We start from the raw sequence: 19,633 nt of genomic DNA on the forward strand, positions 1-19,633 counted from the left end.
TGCTGACAAACAAGCGAAACGTGCTCGATTCGCCGACAGCCCCATTACGGCATCTTTTTCTTTTTCCCCCTGGCGGCAGGACAGAAGCAGAAGGGGCCCTACCCGAACAATCGCTTGGGTCTGTAATTCGGGTTGGGGATGGTTTCGATCCAGCCGCCTTGGTGCTTGATGGTCTCAAGTGCCGCCGAGAGCGGATAAGCGCCCTCGGACGGGCTCCACCAATAGGCGCCGTGCTTGAAGGTGATGATCTTGCGGCGGCCGTCGTTGAAGCAGGCCACCCGCAGCGTCTTGGGTTCCTTACGTGACATGGGCGTCTCCGTTCTCCCTGTGGTCAGGCGGCCTTGGCTCGGCCCCCTGCCCTGCCCGCCTCCGATCTGGCGATCAGGTAATCACAGGCGCGCTGCGCATCCGCGGCGTGCTTGAAGATCGCACCCTTGTCCGACCGAAGAACGCGCAACCAGTTATGGAGGTAGGCAGCATTCATCTCGAGCGTATGCGCCGTAAAGCCGAGCGTCTGACCCAGGAACACCGAGGTCAATTCCGCGACGATCTCCTCGCGCGCGTAAGAGGTGTTGCCAAACTTCGAGAACCCGAAATCACGGTTCAGTCGATGCCGGGCCTTCGTGGCATGGGCCAGCTCATGCGCCCAGACCCCGTAGAAATTGCGCGGGTCCTGGAACCGCGTGATGGATGGCATGTAGACCTTGTCCACGGGGGGCAAATAGTACGCCTCCGTGCCCGTGAAGACGGTCGTGATGTCGATGGCATCGAAAAACGCCTGCATGTGCGGGATGGGCTCGGACGGCGGATGCTCGGGCGCGGGCTCCGGGTCTGGGAAGAAGCTGTCGGGCAGGCCATCGATCTGGCAGGCATTGAACACGCGGTAGGATTTCTGGAAGCGGAAGATGCGGGCTTCCTCGGAGCGATCATCGCCATCGCTGCGGTCGTCCTCGCCGCCCGCGTCTTTCCGGCTTTGGCCGTAATAGACGACGACAGAGGATTTCTCGCCCTTGCGGACCTTTGCGTCCAACGCATTGGCCTGAGGCAGAGTCATCCAGAAGGGAGAGCTGTGGCCCGCCATCACGGTCCGCATCGTCAGCAGGAAGTTGTTCACCCCCTGGTAGGGTTCGCCGCCCACGCGCAGGGGGCGTGAGCTGCCGCCTGCGGTCCAGGGCTTGCGCCACGGCAGGACGCCGCGCTCGATGATGCGGATGATTTCGTTTGTGATGACCTCGGAGGCATCGAATTTGGGCGTGGGGGATCGGGCCATGGCTGGCCTCCTTTCGAATGTTTGTGAGAGGGAGTGGTGATCAGATTGACCGACAGGGCCGCGGATCGTTGGCGATCCTGGCACCGAGGGCTTCGACCATGTCGATGTAGGTGGTCAGCGAGACAGACTGGCCGGCACCTGAATGGTCAGGGTCGACAGATCTGTCCCGCGCCACCCGCGGCAAGTTCGCGAAAGCGATGACGTCACTGATGGGTCGGATATCGATGAACGGGTTCCTCGTGCGACCGCGAGGGCGGCCAAGGGAAAGCGCTCGATCGGCGCGAAACTCGACACGGTGGTCCAACCGAGATGGAGGAATGTCCCACCGTCTCCGCAGATCACATGCGCATTTGGCAATGACGCGGCCTGCTTGAGATAGCCGAGATCGCGGAGAACGGCCGTCCGCTCGAGCTGCCGTGCCAGCTCCTTCTCGCCGGTTCGGCGCAGCTCTCTGTGCCGCCACCAAGAGGCAGCGGTCGCGCGCAGCACGCGCAAGACACCTGGTTGCATGTGAATGCCCTTCATCCGGAACGGCAGACCGGAACCCGTCCGAGGCACCCCAAGGTCCCTCAACTGTCAGTCACAAAACCCGAAGGACACTTTCCCTTTCTGCTACCCCGGAGGCACAGGCCGAGGACTTCCAAGGCCGTCACAACCGCGTTTCATCTTCATTGCACTCAGCACCTCAAGATTGGCAACATACATCGGCAAATAAGTCCTTAAACCTTCTGACTTACAAGCTTTATCAAAGACTTAGGTTTGCCCCAAACCGGCAAGCCTCACTGGTGCTTGGCTGATACTTCCTTGGAGCAAGCGTTTCGGGCTTCCCCTGAGACGAGCCTTTTTAGGTTGCCGTCAGGGAATAGCTGGTGCTACGTCCACCAGCCTCATCTTTAGCCAGGGCGCCCAAGTCGATGAGATCGAGGATGTCGCGATATGCCGTATCTTGTGAGCACTTTTCGATTTTCGCGTATTTCGACGTTGTGAGTTTTCCGTCGAACCCATCCAAAAGGCGGTTGAGCATGTCCCGCTGCCGGTCGTTAATGTTCGCCGCTCCATATTTCTCCCAGAACCGCGCCTTCCTGAACACGGCCTCAAGGATGATCTCGGCACCATCAAATGCGCGGTCAAGGCAAGCCAGAAACCAAACGAGCCACGCCGTGACATCAAGCCCCCCTTTTTGCGTCGACTCGAGCATGTCGTAATAATCGCTCCGCTCCTGTCGGATTTGCGTCGACATGCTGTAGAACCGCTGCGCGCTGCCTTCGGATCGCGCCAAGGCCATGTCTGCGATCGCCCGCGCGATGCGGCCGTTGCCATCATCGAAGGGGTGGATGGTGACAAACCACAGATGGGCGATGGCGGCATGTATGACGGGATCCGCCTCGGAGGACTGATTAAACCAGGTCAGGAAGCGCGCCATTTCAGGGTCTAACCGTTCGGCGTCTGGCGCCTCAAAATGCACGCGTTCGCGGCCATAAGGTCCTGATACAACCTCCATGGGACCGTCACGCCACCCCCCTACCCTGATCCGAGTCATTCCGCTTCGCCCGGTTGGAAAGAGAGCCGCATGCCAGCCGAACAGACGCTCCGCATCCAGTGGCTGGTCATACGCTTGGGTCGCGTCCAACATCATCTCGACGACACCATCAACATGGCGATCAGACGGGATCAGTCCGCCAATTTCCAGACCTAACCGCTTTGCGATAGACGATCGAACCTGATCCTTGTCGAGCGTTTCCCCCTCGATCTCGCTGCTTTTCACGACATCACTGGTCAGTGTCCTGAGCATCGCCTCGTTGCGAAGATCGAAGCCAAGACCCTCCATGCGCCCCAAGAGCTTGCCTTGGCGGTGACGGACCGCAGCAAGTTGGGACGACAGCTTGGCCTTGTCCCAGGTAAACTGGGGCCAATCAGGGAGTTCGTGAATGTAGGTCATATTTTACGCACTCTTTGCGGAGATTATACGGCACAATCTCCGCAAGACAATAACAAACACCGCAGACCGCGCGGAGAATAAGGGCGGCAATCTCCGCATGCTCGACTTGGAACGCTGAATGTAGGACACCTGCTTTACCATTCTATCACGCAGCCTGTCCGCCCAGCCGGCCATAGAAGCTACGCTCTAGATGCAGCTCCCCTGCCCCAGCCTTCTCGACCATACCCCGCAGATATCCACCCGGAGACGCCACTTCGCCGGCGCAATGCTTGTCAAACGTGAGAACGAGCGCTGCTGTCGCGACTTGGGGCCCGAGACGGTCCTGAGCTAGGTTCCAAGCATACTCTGAGACGCCGATCATCGGCCTTAGCTGCCCGACAACCCGATGCAGATCGCCCCAATCCTTCAAGTACCCGCCCATATTGCGGGCCCAGGACGCGAATTCAGGACAAGCCTGCATCACAGTCGGCAAATCAAGCGCTGCACCACGTTTCCTACGTGTTTCAACCACCCAGTCTTCCAACTCCGTATCGACCTTCTCTTCCGGTGGCGCATTTGGCACCACGGTCGCCGCTTGCTCAGTTTCTGAGCGATTACAGGTTACAGGATTTAGTTGAGTTGTAATTAGTATATGAGGTTCAGAAATGACCTCCCTGGGGTCCATTTCTTGAATCTCTTTTGGCTCTGGTTCAGTGGTTGCGGGCATGTTTTCCACAACTTCTTCCGCTCGAACTGCCTTGAGATAGGTCGCCTCGACACGCTCCTGAAGTTCTCTGAACCAACCTAGGAGCCGCTCAAGCGCCTCAGAGGCCGTGTTCCGGCGTGGCAAGCGGTGCAGAAGATCCTCAAAGAGGCTTGAGAGCTGTGTCCAGGGGCCACTCAGAGCACCCCTCTGGGCCGCTTCGATCCTCGCGCGGATCATTCGGCGCGCAACTGTGATCTGGCGCTTCAGGCGCTGGCAGAGTTCACGTTCAGCCTGTAGTTCGGCATGGAGATGCTCAAACTCTTCGGCGCGAGCCGACAGCGGCGACAAATCAAATCCGTAAGCCTCGAGGATACGACCGTCAGCGTCCCTGTGGCCCCATCGCTTGCCATTTGGACTGTCCTTGAAGGCAATCACGCCGATCTCGGCCAGACGCCTGGCATGGCGCTTGAGCGCCGAGAGCGAGAAGCCTGTTTGCTCCATCAGATAAGAGTTGGACGCCCAGACGATCGGACGCTGTCCCTCTTCCCAATCCTGGGCTTGTGTGAAGGCCCCAAGCGTGTCGAGAAGCAGCATGTCGCCAGCCTTGAGGCCTATATGCGCACCAACGCGTTTCACGGCGACAAAGGCCTGTGACTTGGGCACGGTTGATCTTTCACCAGCTTGTGCGTGCTGTTCAGCAACCGCCAGTCCGGCCGTCGCTTTGCGCCACCCCGAGGGTTGGTTGGTATTAGACAAACCTCCACCCTTCTGAGGCATGTCTGTCCCAGTCGCTCCATGCGGAGCCTCATTGAATTTTGTCATCTCTTAGCTAGGCACAGAAAACCTGTTCGCCCGAAGACGTTTTTCGTTGTTTAGCGATTCGCGGGCTGCTAAGATTGTAGTGTCAAAACAAATCGCGCCTTGTGCGCAGCAGCCCTCGGGACTTCGGTTTCGAGGGTTTTTCTTTTGTGCCGTCCTCCTTTCTGCTCAGTGCCTCCGTCTTGGCGGTTAACAGTTGTTAACCGCCGCTATCCTTCGTGGTTCTCTGATCGGAACCGATCGAAGGAATCTTGTATGAGCTGGTCCAGATTCTGATCCAGCCAATTCGCGAATCTTGTGTTCTCCCCTACCCGCTTAACGGTTACTGAGAGTCCCGATTTCCCACTCTTGATCTGCACACCAGGAACGGGCGAGCGCTGTTCAACTGATCGCTCTTGCTTTCCTCGCTTGCCAATTTCCTTGATGGCGAGTTCCAGCCGCCCGTCGGAATCAAGATCGCCAGATTGACCAAGTACATCCAATACACGCTCCTCCGAGAGTTGCTCCTTCTCGAACGCTGTTGCGAGGGTCGTCCATTTGGGGCGCCCTGCCCCTGGGGCCGCGCCGATTGCCTCTCCGACCGCTACCGGCACAAGCCGGTTGATACGTTCAAGCTGCGAGAGAGTGTTCTTGCTGATCGCCAAAGCTTGGCATGCTTCCGCACGGGAGTATCCCTGCTCCAAGATCGCCTGTGCGAACCGAACACGTTCATAGTAGCTCAGCTCCGCACGGCCTGCATTCTCGAGCCCCTTCGCCATTAGAGCATCGGTATCATCGAGTGTGCGGATCAGAGCCCGCACCGGCATCCCTAAATGGCGACAGGCAAGTATGCGTCGCTGGCCATAGATGACTTCAAAATGGCCGTCACGATCCTTTGATGGACGCAATAGCACTGGAACTTGCTGTCCGGACTCAGCAATGCTGGTCGCAAGATCTTGAATAGATGCATTTGCCGCGTCACTGTTAACAGCTGTTAACTCGATATCCAGCCGATCCTTTGGACCCCAGGCAAGGATCAAGTTGGTGTCGATTTCCTGAATGCCCCCGAGGCCGGCGCGGACAGAACCGATTGTCCCCTTGGGCAAGGTCCGATGGGCTCTGTCGGACGCACCCTCCTTTGACACCTCGCTTGCGGCTGTGATCGCAGCCATGATACCCGTCTTATTCTTCCCCATTGCCATGACTACCGCCCCCATGCCTGTTGAAGCATCCCTGCGATCTCCGCACCTACAGCATCCATGCTGTTCTTCGCCCGATCGTAGGTCGACCGCGTCATCTCGGATCGTGCAACCTCGTAGATCGACATCTTGAGCATCGACGCGTCGCCAATGGCAGTACTGCGCAGTCCGGTCGCTCCAACGACACGATCCTGGAAGAGGGCGCGCATCAGGCTCACGATCTGCTGACTCGGAATATCGCTCGGATCGTCGCGCGTGATGAGAAAAGAGAAGAAGTCATGATCGAGCTTGACGCCTGTGTCCTCGATCACCCCGAGATAGGCAGATGTCATCTCGACAAATTGCTGTGTAGAGGCAAGGTCGAGCATGCTTGGCGTCATCGGCACGATAACGGAGGTCGCGGCATAAAGACCGGTCAGAGTCAAAAAACCCAGAGCTGGCGGGCTGTCGATCACAACTACATCGTAGTCGCTCTCAACGGACTGGATCGCTAGACTGAGCTTCTCAAAGAACGCGACACCGCGCCCCGCATTGACCGCTGTTTCAGTCTCAAATTCGCTCAGCACAAGGCGGGCAGGGGCCAAATGCAAGCCAGGGAAATAGGTTTCCACGACAGCTTCTGACATCGGCACAGGATCGTCATAACGCAGCGCGTCGTAGATTGACGCGCCTTCAAACTCCAGTTCAGTTTGAATCCCGCAAAAGCCCGTGAGGCTCCCTTGTGGGTCCAAGTCAATCGCCAGAACGCGGTAGCCACTCAAAGCAAGGTAGTGACACAGATGGATCGCAGAGGTGGACTTCGCAGATCCACCTTTGAAGTTCATCAGCTGAATGACCTGCAGCTTGTCACCTTCGCGACGCCCAGGAAGGTATTTTCCCGGCTTTCGAGAGCTTGCCTCGAGAAAATGGCGCGCTTGCAGGATCTCGTTCCCGGAATAAAAGCGTCGTCCATTCTTGATGACTGCCGGCTCAGGCAACGACCCATCGCTGTGGCACTTGCGCAAGAATTGACCGGTCACGCCAAGTAGGTCAGCAGTCTCTGTTGCGCTGAATAGTCTCAGATTTTTCCGCTGATCGGGCGCGTAGGCCTGTTGAAGATGCGTCGTGAGCGCCGTGTGTAGACGCGCGGCCATCTGGCTTGTAAGCTCGGATTGGGACGCCGCTTCGATGGGTGCCGTCTGAAACATAGTTGCAATTTCTCTGCTCGAACGCGCTTATTTGCGCAACTTGACTCTAATGGCCGTGATTCACCCTGTTAAGTCAAGGAATTTATCCACAAATTGTGCTGTCGGACCAAAGCGCTACTAGGGAAGCCACGCACCCTCCCGAGTTAACAGCTGTTAACAGCACGCACAAACTTGCGGTTCACGAGCCAATCTGGCGCAGACTAGTTATCGCAAGCGCCTCGCTTCTCCACAGCGACGGCTCATGCCGGAACAGCCAACGCACCGACAGACATACGGCAAATCCCCGACCGAACTGGATCGATACTCAAAACTACATTGATACTTGGGTGCCGTGCCCAAACGATCAGACCAAACGCATTCCATGAGTAAGGATAGTCAACGCCGTGTCGGCTGACGGGTCCATGATCCTCAGCCGGGTAGGGGGCATCCTTGTTGCCTGCATCCTGGGAACAGGATCCAACACAAGGCACAGCGTTGCCGCGACGAATTCAATCACACCTCACCGACCCGCGACACCAATCCGATGAGATCAAATTATTGAGGGACGAAGAGAAATGATCCGCGCCACTCAAGGTTTCAGAGAATGTACAGTGATCATGAGTTCAAACTCAAAGAAGCCGATGCGCTTACTAAATGGCTTCGGCGAACACTGGAAAGCAACCGCGGACCACGTTCTTGCGTCAGCACAACCTATGGCTCCCGTCACCGAATGTCAGAGGACAAACTGCCCCCAGTTTTGCTGTTTAGAAGATCCGCTTAGTATGATCGATGACAGATGCCTTCCGAAGACCCAGGTTCAGGAACCGTCGTCGCAAATTCTAGGGCAGGGACCTCTATCATTGTGCAGGTCCTCGCTAAGTCGATTTTCAGCTAATGGAGGCAATTGGAAACCGCTGGGAGCGCACTGTAGCTCAACTCGACGCCATCTCAAATTCATGCCCGACTGAGGCCTTGTGTCTGGCTCACTGATCGCCGCGTGCCAGCCATGAGGAGCCGGGAATTGCACGACGGATTGAGCGTGAAACTTCGGTTGCGCGTCGTGAACTCATTCACACGCCCGCAAAGTGCGCTGCAACGCTGCAATCGTTCCATGGCGTGGAAGATTCTCAAGATTGTTGTTGATGCGCGGACTTCAGCAACCCCAGCCTTTCAGCGCGTTCGAGCAACATTTTGACCGAAGACGGCTGCCAGCTAGCACGACCTCGAGGGGTCCGTTCGCGCATCGATTCTAGCCGGTCGCAGATCTCCTGCAGCGTGATCTCGGGGTCCGCGCCTTTGATCGCTGCGACGATGGCCGGTAGGCGGTCATCGGTTTCGCGGCGTCCGGCGCGCCCAAGCACCTCGGCAGGAAGGAACCCGTCGCGCACATATGCCTTCACACCGCGGAGCAGTCGGCTTTGTGTCCAATGGCGATCTGGGGGCAGGGGGCCATTGATGATCCGCAGCAGGTCTTCCCAGGCCATATCCGGCCGCAAGCGGCGCACATGGGGCACCCAATCCTGCGCGGTCTCGTTGAGGCGCTCCATGTAGCCGTCCTGTCGCGCAAGCCGCACCTTGCGCAGCGCAGCGGGATCCTTGGCGCGTAGCCCAGGATTGCCACCAACGCGCCCTTTGGCGCGCGCAGAGGCAAGCCCGGCCTTCGTGCGCTCACGTATCAGCGCGCGCTCGAACTCGGCAGCAGCGCCCAGAACCTGCAGCGTAAACTTGCCCTGCGGGGAAGCGGTGTCGATAGGGTCCTGCAGGGAGCGGAAGAAAGCTCCCTTGGCCTCCAGACGCTCGATCACCTCCAGCAAGTGCGACAAGGACCGCGCAAGCCGGTCGATCCGCACAACGACCAGCGTATCGCCGCTCTGGACGCGTTCGAGTACGCGTGCCAGCACCGGTCGCGCGCGATTGCCGCCCGAGGCGTGCTCTTCAAAGATCTCGACGCAACCCGCAGTTTGCAGGGCCTCAGACTGGGGCAGGGGGGTCTGATCCTCTGTGGAAACACGGGCGTAGCCTATCAGGGGCATGAAAACGGGCCGTTTGCAATTTTATGTATCATCAATAAACGACCGTTTGTAAACGAATGCAAGTAAGTGCTCTCTCGTCGTGCTCGTCCAAAAACCCTTGGTTTCCTTGTGCTGAGCCCGATCTGAGAGGTTCCGCCGACAGCCGCGCACGCGTACCATATAAAGAGCGTGGGCAACTGCATCAAAATCACTTGGGTAATGTGCAAAAACACAGTATTTTGCACATATGAGACCACAGGCCTCTACTTTGAATGATGATTTTGACGACCCCCTCATCACAATCGAAGGGGAGGAAGAGGCTCGCGAGGATGATCTCTGGTTCCTGCCTGGGCCACTCGAAGAAGAGCCGGATGATTTGCCTCCCGGGCCGCGGGCAGAACCGCCCGACACTGCTGTCATCGAAGACTGGACAAGGGCAGAGGGGCTTCACGCTGCGCGGCTGGCCCGCGTGGCTGGACGCCTGGGGGCTCTGGATGACCGGCTGCTGCGAGGCCCGGAAGGTTGGCGGCATCGGCTCGCGTTGATCGAGGCGGCGGACCTCAGTTGGTTTGCAGGGGATCGGGTGAGTTTTGATCGTCTGGCGCTCTGGGTATCGATGCGGCTGTCAGGTGCACAGGATGACCCAAATGCGCTGGCACGCGCCCACTGGGCTGTTCGACGCCTGACAGGCGGTCCCGGACCGGAGGCCGATTTGGCCGCCTTCCTGGATCGCCGCGACCCCGAGAATATTGAAGACAGCGCTGAGCGTTTCGGGGATCGCGCAGGCGGATGGCTGGACGTCATGGCCGCTGCGGGCGACTTGCATCCAATCACGCGGGCTTGCATGGGTTTTCATCTCTGGGGCTTGGCGGGCCTCGGTGGGCACGACGACCTGATGGAAGCCGCCGTCACCGCGTCCAGGATCGCGGCCAGCGACGGAAGCGGCGCCATCTTCGCACCGCTCGCCATGGGCGGGGCAGGGGGGCTGCGTGTCTCGGGCTTGCCACCCGAACGCCTGGCCCACTGGCTGGATGGGATGAACAGCGCAATTCTAACGGCGACGCGAACACTTGACGATATCGAAGCGTGGACCGCGCGCGCAGAGACCATCATGGCGCAATTGTCTGGCCGCACGCCGGTCGCCTTGCGAAACACTTTCTCTCAATGGCCCTTGGTCTCCGCCCCAATGACTGAGTCCATGACCGGAGCCAGCCGCGCCGCCGTTCAGCGCAATCTGGCGTGGATGGAGGCAAAGGGTTTGACCCGCGAAGTGACTGGGCAGGGGCGATATCGGATGTGGCGCATCGATACCGAGGGTATGCGCACAGGTCGCAATGCCTGACCCACAAGACCGCACCAGGCGGCCGACTAGGAGAACCGCGGCTTTCTGGACGCAGTTTTACAGATTTACAGATTGACAATCTTGGTGCTTTTGTCCACTTTCGGCCTTCATGCAAAGGCAGAACGGGTCGATGGCCGAACTGGAATCAACAATATTGGACGCAGCACTGCATGTCTTTTCGCGTTACGGCGTGAAGCGCACCAGCATGAGCGACCTGTGCGAAGTAGCGAGCGTGTCGCGTCAGACGCTCTACAATCATTTTCGCAACAAGGACGATATCCTGCGCGGATTGATCAAACGATACACGGACCTTGCCCTTGCAGAGATCCACGCAGACTTGCAGGCGGCGAATTCATTGGGGGCCAGGCTTGACCTGATCTTCGACCGAATGGTGGTCCGTGGGTACGACACGATACAGACAATGCCGAATGCGCAGGATTTCATCGACGGGGTCAATGCCGTCAGCGAAGAGGCTCTGCAGCAGTCGGCCGAACGTTTTCGCGCGGTAATCTTCGACACGCTTGTACCGCATGCGCAGGTTTTTTCGAAAAGGGGTCTGGACGTGGCCGAGCTGTCGGACTTCGTGCAGCGTGCGGCCAAAACCGCCGGCATGACCGCACGGGATCGCGCAGACCTGATTCAGCAACTCGTAACGCTTCGGCAGCTTTGCACCACGGCTGCCTCGCAACCCGAGGCAGACCCTACAGAGAACAAGGAAGGCTAAGCATGGTCAAAGCTTATGAGATTGCCCATCGGGCGATGCGATTCACTTGCCGTTTTGGCGGTATGCTGGGCATTGCGTTGGGAGTGATCGTCACGGCGGCCCACGCGGACGACGCTCCTTTCGTGAAGCTTGCGCCAGTCACCGCGGGCGCGTCCCAATTAGAGCGCGTTTTCTTTGGCAAGGTTGTTGCACGGGCTACCGTTGATCTGGCGTTTCAAGTCAGTGGACAGATCGTCGAATTGTCGCTGGACGAGGGGGCGGCGGTCTCCAAGGGCAGCGCGTTGGCTCGGATGGATCTGGAGCCTTTTGAGCTGGCGCTGGAACAAGCGCAAGCGAACGAAGATCAGGCACGGCGCACTGTGGAACGGTTTGAAAAGCTGGCCGGGTCTTCGGTCGCGGAAACCAACCTTGAGGATGCGCGGACAACTATGACAATCGCCGATGTTGCTCTGCGTGACGCACAGCGGAACCTGGAACATGCCACGCTGGTTGCGCCCTTTGACGGTATTGTCGCCTCGCGTCTGGTGCCGAATTTCTCAACGGTAACCGCTGGCACGCCGATTGTGCGGCTGCACGATCTGTCCGAACTGCGGATCGAGATCGACGTACCCGAAACGCTATTTCAGCGCGCGGGCCAAGATCCCAACGTGGTGTTCACGGCCCAATTTCCGGCAAGCGATCGCAGCTTCCCGCTTGAGGTGCGTGAATACAATGCCGAGACGGCGGAGATCGGGCAGACCTACTCCATCACGCTTGGCATGCCCTTGCCCGAAGATCTGATCGTTCTTCCGGGGTCCTCCGTCGAAGTCACAGCGGTCTTGCAAACCGGCGGTCAAAGTCTTGAGGTGCCAACCTCAGCCGTCGTGATTGGGAATGACAATGAGACCTATGTCATGGTCTTTGGCCCGACCGGAGCCAGCAGGGGCACTGTGACCAGAACCCCAATCACAATAGAGCCGACCAATCGCGGCACTGCTCAAGTCGTTGAGGGTCTGAGCGACGGTCAAGAGATTGTCGTCAGCGGCGCGAGCGCGCTGGCCGATGGCACTGCCGTGCGCCGCTTTATTGGCTTCGGAGACTAACACCATGGATGTTGCGCGCGGATCCATCGACCGCCCGATCTACACTTGGATCATCATGTTGATCTGCCTGCTGGGTGGTATCTGGGGCTTTGCGAACCTCGGCCGACTGGAAGACCCTGCCTTTACTATCAAGACCGCTGTGGTTGTCACCCAGTATCCCGGCGCTTCTGCCGAAGAAGTGTCGCGTGAGGTAACTGAACCGCTGGAATCCGCGATTCAGAAGATGGGCGAGGTCAAGGACATTGAGTCCATGAACCAGCCTGGCCTGTCTTGGATCACTGTGAACATGCAGGATACCTATGACGGCTCCGAGTTACCCGAAATCTGGACCAAGCTGCGCAATCGCGTGGCCGAGGCGGCGTTGCCCAGCGGGGCGACGCCGCCCTTTGTGAACGATAGCTTTGGAGATGTGTACGGGCTCTACTATGCAGTCACAGCGCCGGGCTTCTCCGATGCAGAGGTGAATGATCTATCTTCCTTCCTCAGGCGGGAGTTGCTGCTGGTGGATGGCGTGTCAGATGTTGTGCTCTCAGGCGTGCCTAACGAAGTGATCTACATCGAGCCGCACCTTGCGCTTACTGCGACGCTGGGTATTCCGCCCGCCGCTGTTGCCGGCGCCGTGAACAGCGCCAACGAGATTGTTGACGGTGGCATGTTGTGGGGACCGGATGGGCGAACTCTGCTCCAACGGCCCGAAGGATCCGATAGCGTATCCGAAATCGCAGCCCTTTCTGTCGGCGCGGGTGGACAGGTCCTCAACCTTTTTGATTTTACCGATATCTTTCGTGGGCGCGAAGCCAACCCCAGTCTGATTACCCGTCATAACGGGCAGGAGGCCTTCACACTTGGCGTTGCGGGCCTTGCAACAGAGAATATCGTCGAAGTCGGGAAGCGGGTCGATGCCCAGCTGGACAAGTTGCGCGCGGAGTTGCCGCTCGGCATCTCGATCCAGTCGATCTATCGCCAACATGTTGTGGTCGAAGAGGCCTCGAACGCCTTTCTCGTCAACCTTGCCATGTCGGTTGGTATTGTGGTCGCGGTTCTGGCGGTTTTCATGGGGTGGCGCGCGGCCATCGTTGTGGGATCCACGCTGCTGCTGACCGTGGTGGGGACGCTGTTTTTCATGGCGCTTGGTGCGATTGAGATGGAGCGTATCTCGCTGGGTGCTTTGATCATCGCAATGGGGATGCTCGTCGACAACGCCATCGTGGTGGCGGAGGGCATGCAGATTTCAATGCGGCATGGCAAATCCTCGCGCGACGCCGCCACAGAGGCCGCAAGCAAGACGCAAATCCCGCTGCTGGGTGCGACCGTGATCGGCATCATGGCCTTTGCCGGAATTGGCCTGTCTCCAGATGCCACGGGGGAATTCTTGTTCTCGCTCTTTGCGGTGATCGCGATTTCGTTGCTGTTGTCCTGGGTGTTGGCCCTGACCGCGACCCCTCTTTTGGGGCATTACTTTTTCAAGAAAGGCGAAGAAGGGACGGCAGATGGGTATGATGGCGCGCTCTTCCGGGGCTATGCCGCCGTGCTGCGCGCCTCTTTGAAACTGCGTTGGCTGGTCATTCTTGCGCTGATCGGCGGCACCGTTGTTTGTTACGCGATGTTCGGCCAAATCAAGCAGCAGTTCTTTCCCGACAGCAATACGCCGCTCTATTTCGTGCATTACAAACTGCCGCAGGGCGCATCAATCCACCAGACCTCTGATGATCTCGCGGTTCTCGAAGACTGGTTGCGCGACCGCGACGCGGTTTCTGCCGTGACAGCCTTTGTCGGGCAAGGGGCGGCGCGGTTCATGCTGACCTACCAGGCTGAGGATCCGAACCCCAGCTACGGTCACCTGATCGTGCGCGTGGACTCGCTCGAAGTGATCGAGCAAGAGATGGACGCGTTGGAAGCCTTTGCAAATGCAAGTCTTCCGCAGGGTGAATTCCGGGTAAAACGGTTGGCCTTTGGCCCCGGCGGAGGTGCGCCAATCGAGGTGCGGTTTTCTGGCCGTGACCCTGATGTATTGCGCGCCTTGGCAGATCGGGCGATTGCCCGGATGCAGGCCGCTTCGGACAACATCATCAGCCCGCGGCAGGACTGGCGCGAACGTGAATTGGTGCTGCGCCCTGTTTACGCTGCGGAGCGCGCACAGAACGCGGGCGTGTCCCGGACTGACATCACAGAGACGCTACAATTCGCCACCGAAGGAAATAGCGCCGGGACCTTCCGCGAAGGAGATCGGCAAATCCCTATCGTGATCCGGGCACCGCAAGATGCGGCGATCGCGCTGACCGATCACATGATTTATTCAGAGAGCGGTGGCACCCTGGTGCCTATGGAACAAGTAATCGAAGGCTTCCGCTTCGTGCCGCAAGACACGCTGCTACAACGTCGAAATCGCGAAGAGGTGATCACCGTCGGGGCTGATATTCCGCGCGGCCTGACAGCGGCAGAGGTGCAAGCCGAGGTCCAAAAAACCATTGAAGAGATGGACATCCCCGAGGGCTATACCATGGAGTGGGGCGGAGAGCTTGAAAGCGCGTCCGAGGCCCAAGCCGCCCTTGGCGCGCAATTGCCATTCAGCGTCATTATCATGGTGTTGATTTCGGTGCTTTTGTTCAACGCGCTGCGCCAGCCAATCATCATCTGGCTTCTGGTGCCAATGGCGGTCAACGGCGTGAGCCTGGCTCTACTGGCGTCAGGTTTGCCGTTTACATTTACCGCGCTTCTGGGGCTATTGTCGCTGTCGGGGATGCTGATCAAGAACGGCATCGTGCTGGTTGAGGAGATCGATCTGATCCGAGCAGCCGATCCGGCTCTGTCTCTGGACGAGGCCATTGTCAGTGCCTCCACCTCGCGTCTGCGGCCGGTGTTTCTGGCCGCGGCGACGACAATTCTTGGGATGTTGCCACTGTTGTCGGATGCGTTTTTTCAGTCGATGGCGGCGACGATCATGGGCGGGCTTGCCTTTGCCTCGATCCTTACGCTGATCGCAGCACCCGTGCTGTACTACGTCTTTTTCAAGTGCGGCGCCGAGCGGGCCACTACGGTCATGAGCGCCGCATAACCGAGGCTGACCAAGCGGTCTGGGCTCTGTGTCACGAGAAAGGGACACAGGCTGGATGAGTTGCGAGGCGTGTCCGGAAGATTGGCAATGTTGTATAGTAATTACTTCGGTTCTCGCAGCGCCGGAGCTGGAAATATCCAGCTTCCGAAGGTCCAAACTTGGGGAGCAGCGCATGTAGATACGGACCTCTACATCAAAACGAGGGAAGTTCAGGGTAGCAGGTCACGCGATCTACGCATTGGTAACGATCGTTTCAGCAACAGGCACTAAGGCACCGGATTGCTGCACGACACGCCCAGCTAGCTCGCAACCCTGCTGAATGCTTGTGTGTAGACTGAGCCCCCTTAACAGGTGTCGCGTAGCCCTTAATTGGGTTCTGCCTCAATCTGTGTGGTGCAACTATCCTGAGCTTGGAGCTTTCAGGAGGGATAGTCGTGATTTCAAAAAAGCACTGGTCGCCCGGGAGCGACGTTTGGGTTCAAGGCGTTAAGCGGCGTGATTCCGGCGAGTGGCTTGTATCGGGCGTTTTGGCACCGAGAGGCATCTGCCCAGATTGTGGTTTGCATTCTCGGCGTCGTCACGGGTGGCGGCAAAGGCGACTGCAGGATTTACCCGCACATGGCGACAAGGTAACAGTCGCACTCTGGGTCTGCAGATGGCGATGTCCCGCTTCCACGTGCCCGCGACGGACGTTTTCAGACTACACCTCGTCAATTGCGCGCCCATTTGCACGTCGAACTTCGCGTGCTGATGACATTGTCGGTCACCTGGGGCATGCCACGGGTGGACGGCCTGCCGAGCGGCTCTTGCGCCGTTTAGGCGTCGGTGTCAGCGATGACACGGTTCTGCGGCACCTGTCGCGTAGCCCTTAATTGTGAGATGGGAAATCCAACGAAATCAACGGCTGAGTTTTGCCCTTAAATATGAGATTTTGCCTTTAATTCTGATATTTTTGCCCTTAAACCTGAGACAGGGTTCACAGACATTTGCGGCAAATATCGATGAATGATGATGGCGAAGACTCCGTTGCCGTTGGTGCTGAAGAGGCGCGCAGGGCCGCGGTGCTGCGCCCTCTTGTTCAGGCATATCTCAATGGGACTGGCAGCCTGGAACGTGGCATCAATGACGCCGTTTGGGAGCTTGGTGTCAGCAGGGCGACGGTCTGGCGTTGGATAAAACGGTTGGCGGAAGAGGGTGGGCGCACCAGCGCTCTGGCTCCGCGGAAACGGGGCCGCCCGACCGGGACGATGTTAATATCCAGCAAAGTCGAAGCGGTAATCGAGGAGCACCTTCGCCGCTATTTCTTGCGCCGGGAGCGTTCGAGCTTGTCGCGCGTCGTGACAGAAATCCGCAGCGCTTGCTGGCAGGAGGGCTTGCAACCGCCGACACGGCGAACGGTTCAGCGTCGTCTGGATGCGATGGATGCCCGCGAAGTTGCGAAGGCACGAGAGGGCGCAAAGGCGGCCCGCCAGAAATTTGCGCCGGTCACAGGTGAGAACAAGGCCAGTATGCCACTGGAGATCGTCCAAATTGATCATACACCGGCGGACATCATTCTTGTCGACGGCTTTGAACGCAAACCAATTGGGCGGCCTTGGGTCACGCTGGCGATCGACGTCGCAACGCGGATGGTGACCGGATATTACACCTCTCTCGAGGCACCTTCGCGTCTGTCAGTGGCGCTTTGCCTGACACAGGCGGTGACCCTCAAGGAGGAACTTCTTGCGGAATTGGCGTGCGATGTTCCTTGGCCGGCACAGGGCAAACCGCACAGCATCCACGTCGATAACGGTCGCGATTTCCGGTCGCGCGCCTTTCGGTCGGCCTGTGCGGATTGGGGGATCGATCTGGTCTATCGACCGCCAGCAAGTCCTCACTTCGGTGGTCACATCGAACGGTTGATCGGCACCATGATGGGGGCCGTTCACCTGTTGCCGGGAACAACGCAATCCTCGATCGCGGCAAAGGGCGACTATGACGCCGAAAGCAAGGCCACGATGACGTTGAGCGAATTCGATCGCTGGTTTGCTCTGGAAATCTGCCGTTACAACAACAGCATTCATTCAAGTCTTGGCTGCACGCCCGTTGCCAAATGGGAGGCGCTCTCAGAGCAAATGACAGGCGACATCCCCTTCGAGATGGAAGCCTTTCAGGTGAGCTTCCTGCCGAGTGAACCGCGCAAGATCAGGCGTGACGGCATCCATCTGTTCCAGATAAGGTACTGGTCCGATGCCCTTGCAGGCCACATTGGGCGCGGGGATGGAAAGGTGGTCGTTCGCTACGATCCTCGCGATATCTCAATGATCTGGGTCGAACTGGACGATGGCCGGTATGTTGAGGCGCGGTACAGAAACCTGGAAATTCCGCCCGTCTCGCTCTGGGAATATCGCGAAGCGATGAGGAAGGCCCGTGCCCTTGGCAAGTCCGGGTCTAATGAGCTGGTGCTGGCTGAGCTGATCCGACAGCAACGCCAGATCGAAGCTGAAAGCCGGGGCCTGACGAAGGCCGAACGCAGAACCCGTGAAAGAAAAGGGACATTGAAGGGCACGAACTCGGCCGTCTCGACAACCGAAGGGCTGCGCCCGATCGATACGGGTGATACATCGCGCCCATTGTTCAAGGTGGAGAGATGGTGAATTGAGGGCAGGGACAACTGAAGAAGACGGCCGGATCGCCCTCATTCAATCGGATATCTGGATCGGCTTTCCTCGGGCGGAACAGGTGTTGGACCGCTTGCAGGGCATGATCGAAGCGCCACGACAAACCCGTATGCCTGGGCTTCTTGTGCATGGCGCCTCCGGGATCGGAAAGACGATGATTGCCCGAAACCTGTCGCGCAAGTTCGCACCAGAATACGATCCGGCGTCGGGCATCACCCGCACACCGCTTCTGCTGTTGCAAGCGCCGCCCGCACCTGATGAACGGCGGTTTTACCTGCACATCCTGGCCGCCGTCGGCGCCCCGGCGACGGCTCTTAGCGCCCGCGCTCAAAATGTGGCTTCCCTCGAAGTCCGTGTCATCGCGCTCTTACGCGACCTTGGCCTGCGGATGATCATGATCGACGAGGTCCACAATCTCTTGGCCGGGACCCACCGCGAACAGCGCCGATTTCTCAATGTCCTGCGGTATCTCAGCAATGAACTCGAGGTGTCACTGGTCTGCCTTGGGGTCAGCGAGGCCGTCGATGCTATTCGCGGTGATATCCAGCTTGCCCGACGGCTGGACGAACATCATCTGCCAAACTGGCGCGACGATGCCGAGTTCTCGGACATGATCCAGACCCTTATTGCTGCCATGCCACTGGAAAAGAAGTCCAACCTGAAGGTCAAATCTCTCAAGCAGGTCTTGGCACTGACCGGTGGGGTGACCTCGCGCATCTTCGCTCTGGTCAAGGATCTTTCCATCGACGCCATTATCACAGGCGAGGAATGCATCACCGATGACGCAATCGCAAAATGGACGCCGGTTTGGTCGCGCCATGCGAACCCCCATCGGCGGCTCCAGAAGTCCCGGGTGTGAAGCCGCACCCGCTGCCCAAGACTGTCGCGCCGCTGCCAGACGAGTTGTTGTCAGGTTGGTTGTCTCGGCTGGCGGCGGCCAACTACTGTGATGATGCGGAACTACTGGCTCATCTCAGAATCGATACCGCGCATGGCACCGCCTTGGACTTCAACGTCGACGCGGCTGCGGCGGCGAAGATTGCCAACGCCGCACGGGTTAACCCAGATGTTGTTCGATCTTTGACCTTTCCGGCAATGACGCCACGAGAAGCCTCACTGACGGCTCAGATGCCATTCCAGCATTGCCTGCGATGCTCCAGAGAGGGTCTTTTGCTCAGGCATTGGAGGCGGGCCTGGGCATTTGACTGCCAAGTTTGCGGGACGAGACTTGTGCAGACCCTTGGCAAACTCCGTGAGGAACAAATATCTGGAAAACTGATATACCGAGCGCGCCGCGGGGCAGAGATGCTTGAGTGCGCCGCGCGCTCGCGCGGCCCCAAGCAACTTCGGCGCGCAATGCGCGCAGTCACCTTTGCCATGTCACTCAAAACCTTCCGCGGGGATCCGTCGTTCGCTGTCCAGAACCCCAGATCGGAAGTTAGGCTGTTCTGCCTCGCCGCAATCGCCGCCGCTCGATCTCATCCCTTGGCTAAGGCAGCCATCGTCAGCAAAAGCATCGACGACTATGCAAGGGTTGCTCTCTTGCGCGCCTTCGAGAAGGAGCCTCGATTGCTTGCCGCGGTTGATCACATCGCGCAAAGGTGCGCGAGAAACAGGGGCCCCATGACAGCCGTATCTCACAATTAAGGGCAAAAATTGTCGCCAAACGCGTCGCGTCTCAGATTAAAGGGCAACGCGACA

At 58.5% G+C, this 19,633-nt stretch carries 14 protein-coding genes and 2 pseudogenes; 8 read left to right on the forward strand and 8 right to left on the reverse strand.

What is annotated here, in order from left to right; all coding sequences use genetic code 11:
- Nucleotides 1–98 precede the first annotated feature (98 nt).
- The 8 genes and pseudogenes from CLM60_RS20500 to CLM60_RS20535 all read right to left on the reverse strand — a co-directional run bounded on the left by CLM60_RS20500 (nucleotide 99) and on the right by CLM60_RS20535 (nucleotide 9,090).
- Nucleotides 99–308, reverse strand: coding sequence for a DUF6330 family protein (locus CLM60_RS20500; protein WP_043754132.1), 210 nt, complete (start codon nucleotides 306–308; stop codon nucleotides 99–101).
- Nucleotides 309–331: 23 nt separating this feature from the next.
- Nucleotides 332–1,270, reverse strand: a complete 939-nt coding sequence (locus tag CLM60_RS20505) for an ArdC family protein (RefSeq protein ID WP_043754134.1) — start codon at nucleotides 1,268–1,270, stop codon at nucleotides 332–334.
- A gap of 40 nt (nucleotides 1,271–1,310) precedes the next feature.
- Nucleotides 1,311–1,795 (reverse strand): annotated as a pseudogene (locus tag CLM60_RS21275) (hypothetical protein).
- A gap of 319 nt (nucleotides 1,796–2,114) precedes the next feature.
- Nucleotides 2,115–3,209, reverse strand: coding sequence for a Fic family protein (locus CLM60_RS20515; RefSeq protein ID WP_095591003.1), 1,095 nt, complete (start codon nucleotides 3,207–3,209; stop codon nucleotides 2,115–2,117).
- Nucleotides 3,210–3,354: 145 nt separating this feature from the next.
- Nucleotides 3,355–4,671 carry a plasmid replication protein RepC gene (gene repC, locus CLM60_RS20520; protein WP_095591004.1) on the reverse strand — a complete coding sequence of 439 codons (1,317 nt, stop codon included), beginning with the start codon at nucleotides 4,669–4,671 and terminating at the stop codon, nucleotides 3,355–3,357.
- A gap of 251 nt (nucleotides 4,672–4,922) precedes the next feature.
- Nucleotides 4,923–5,864 (reverse strand): plasmid partitioning protein RepB, encoded by a 942-nt coding sequence (gene repB, locus CLM60_RS20525; RefSeq protein WP_245848563.1) that lies wholly within the window; start codon nucleotides 5,862–5,864, stop codon nucleotides 4,923–4,925.
- A 32-nt stretch (nucleotides 5,865–5,896) separates the two neighbouring features.
- Nucleotides 5,897–7,078, reverse strand: coding sequence for a plasmid partitioning protein RepA (gene repA, locus CLM60_RS20530; RefSeq protein ID WP_050532566.1), 1,182 nt, complete (start codon nucleotides 7,076–7,078; stop codon nucleotides 5,897–5,899).
- Nucleotides 7,079–8,184: 1,106 nt separating this feature from the next.
- Nucleotides 8,185–9,090: a recombinase family protein gene (locus tag CLM60_RS20535; protein WP_095591006.1), complete on the reverse strand. Its 906-nt coding sequence runs from the start codon at nucleotides 9,088–9,090 to the stop codon at nucleotides 8,185–8,187.
- Nucleotides 9,091–9,316: 226 nt separating this feature from the next.
- Here CLM60_RS20535 and CLM60_RS20540 point away from each other — a divergent pair.
- From CLM60_RS20540 to CLM60_RS20575, 8 genes and pseudogenes are all read left to right on the forward strand, one after another.
- Nucleotides 9,317–10,378 (forward strand): annotated as a pseudogene (locus CLM60_RS20540) (hypothetical protein); the annotation flags it as partial.
- A 163-nt stretch (nucleotides 10,379–10,541) separates the two neighbouring features.
- Entirely contained in the window at nucleotides 10,542–11,135 is a 594-nt protein-coding gene (locus CLM60_RS20545; protein ID WP_095591009.1) for a TetR/AcrR family transcriptional regulator, read from the forward strand.
- Nucleotides 11,136–11,137: 2 nt separating this feature from the next.
- Nucleotides 11,138–12,217 (forward strand): efflux RND transporter periplasmic adaptor subunit, encoded by a 1,080-nt coding sequence (locus tag CLM60_RS20550; protein ID WP_095591008.1) that lies wholly within the window; start codon nucleotides 11,138–11,140, stop codon nucleotides 12,215–12,217.
- 4 nt (nucleotides 12,218–12,221) lie between these two features.
- A complete protein-coding gene (locus CLM60_RS20555) occupies nucleotides 12,222–15,272 on the forward strand; it encodes an efflux RND transporter permease subunit (RefSeq protein WP_058249033.1) in 3,051 nt (1,016 codons plus the stop codon).
- 434 nt (nucleotides 15,273–15,706) lie between these two features.
- Complete coding sequence (locus CLM60_RS20560; RefSeq protein WP_159452515.1) at nucleotides 15,707–16,144, forward strand: transposase family protein; 438 nt, start codon at nucleotides 15,707–15,709, stop codon at nucleotides 16,142–16,144.
- Between the two features lie 129 nt (nucleotides 16,145–16,273).
- Nucleotides 16,274–17,908, forward strand: a complete 1,635-nt coding sequence (locus CLM60_RS20565) for a Mu transposase C-terminal domain-containing protein (RefSeq protein ID WP_141246441.1) — start codon at nucleotides 16,274–16,276, stop codon at nucleotides 17,906–17,908.
- A 1-nt stretch (nucleotide 17,909) separates the two neighbouring features.
- Nucleotides 17,910–18,791 carry a TniB family NTP-binding protein gene (locus CLM60_RS20570; protein WP_095587516.1) on the forward strand — a complete coding sequence of 294 codons (882 nt, stop codon included), beginning with the start codon at nucleotides 17,910–17,912 and terminating at the stop codon, nucleotides 18,789–18,791.
- Entirely contained in the window at nucleotides 18,788–19,579 is a 792-nt protein-coding gene (locus tag CLM60_RS20575) for a TniQ family protein (protein ID WP_040610016.1), read from the forward strand. The genes CLM60_RS20570 and CLM60_RS20575 overlap by 4 nt, the downstream gene beginning before the upstream one ends.
- Nucleotides 19,580–19,633 lie beyond the last annotated feature (54 nt).

Source organism: Actibacterium ureilyticum (assembly GCF_002285435.1).
GTDB classification, from domain to species: Bacteria; Pseudomonadota; Alphaproteobacteria; order Rhodobacterales; family Rhodobacteraceae; genus Actibacterium_C; species Actibacterium_C ureilyticum.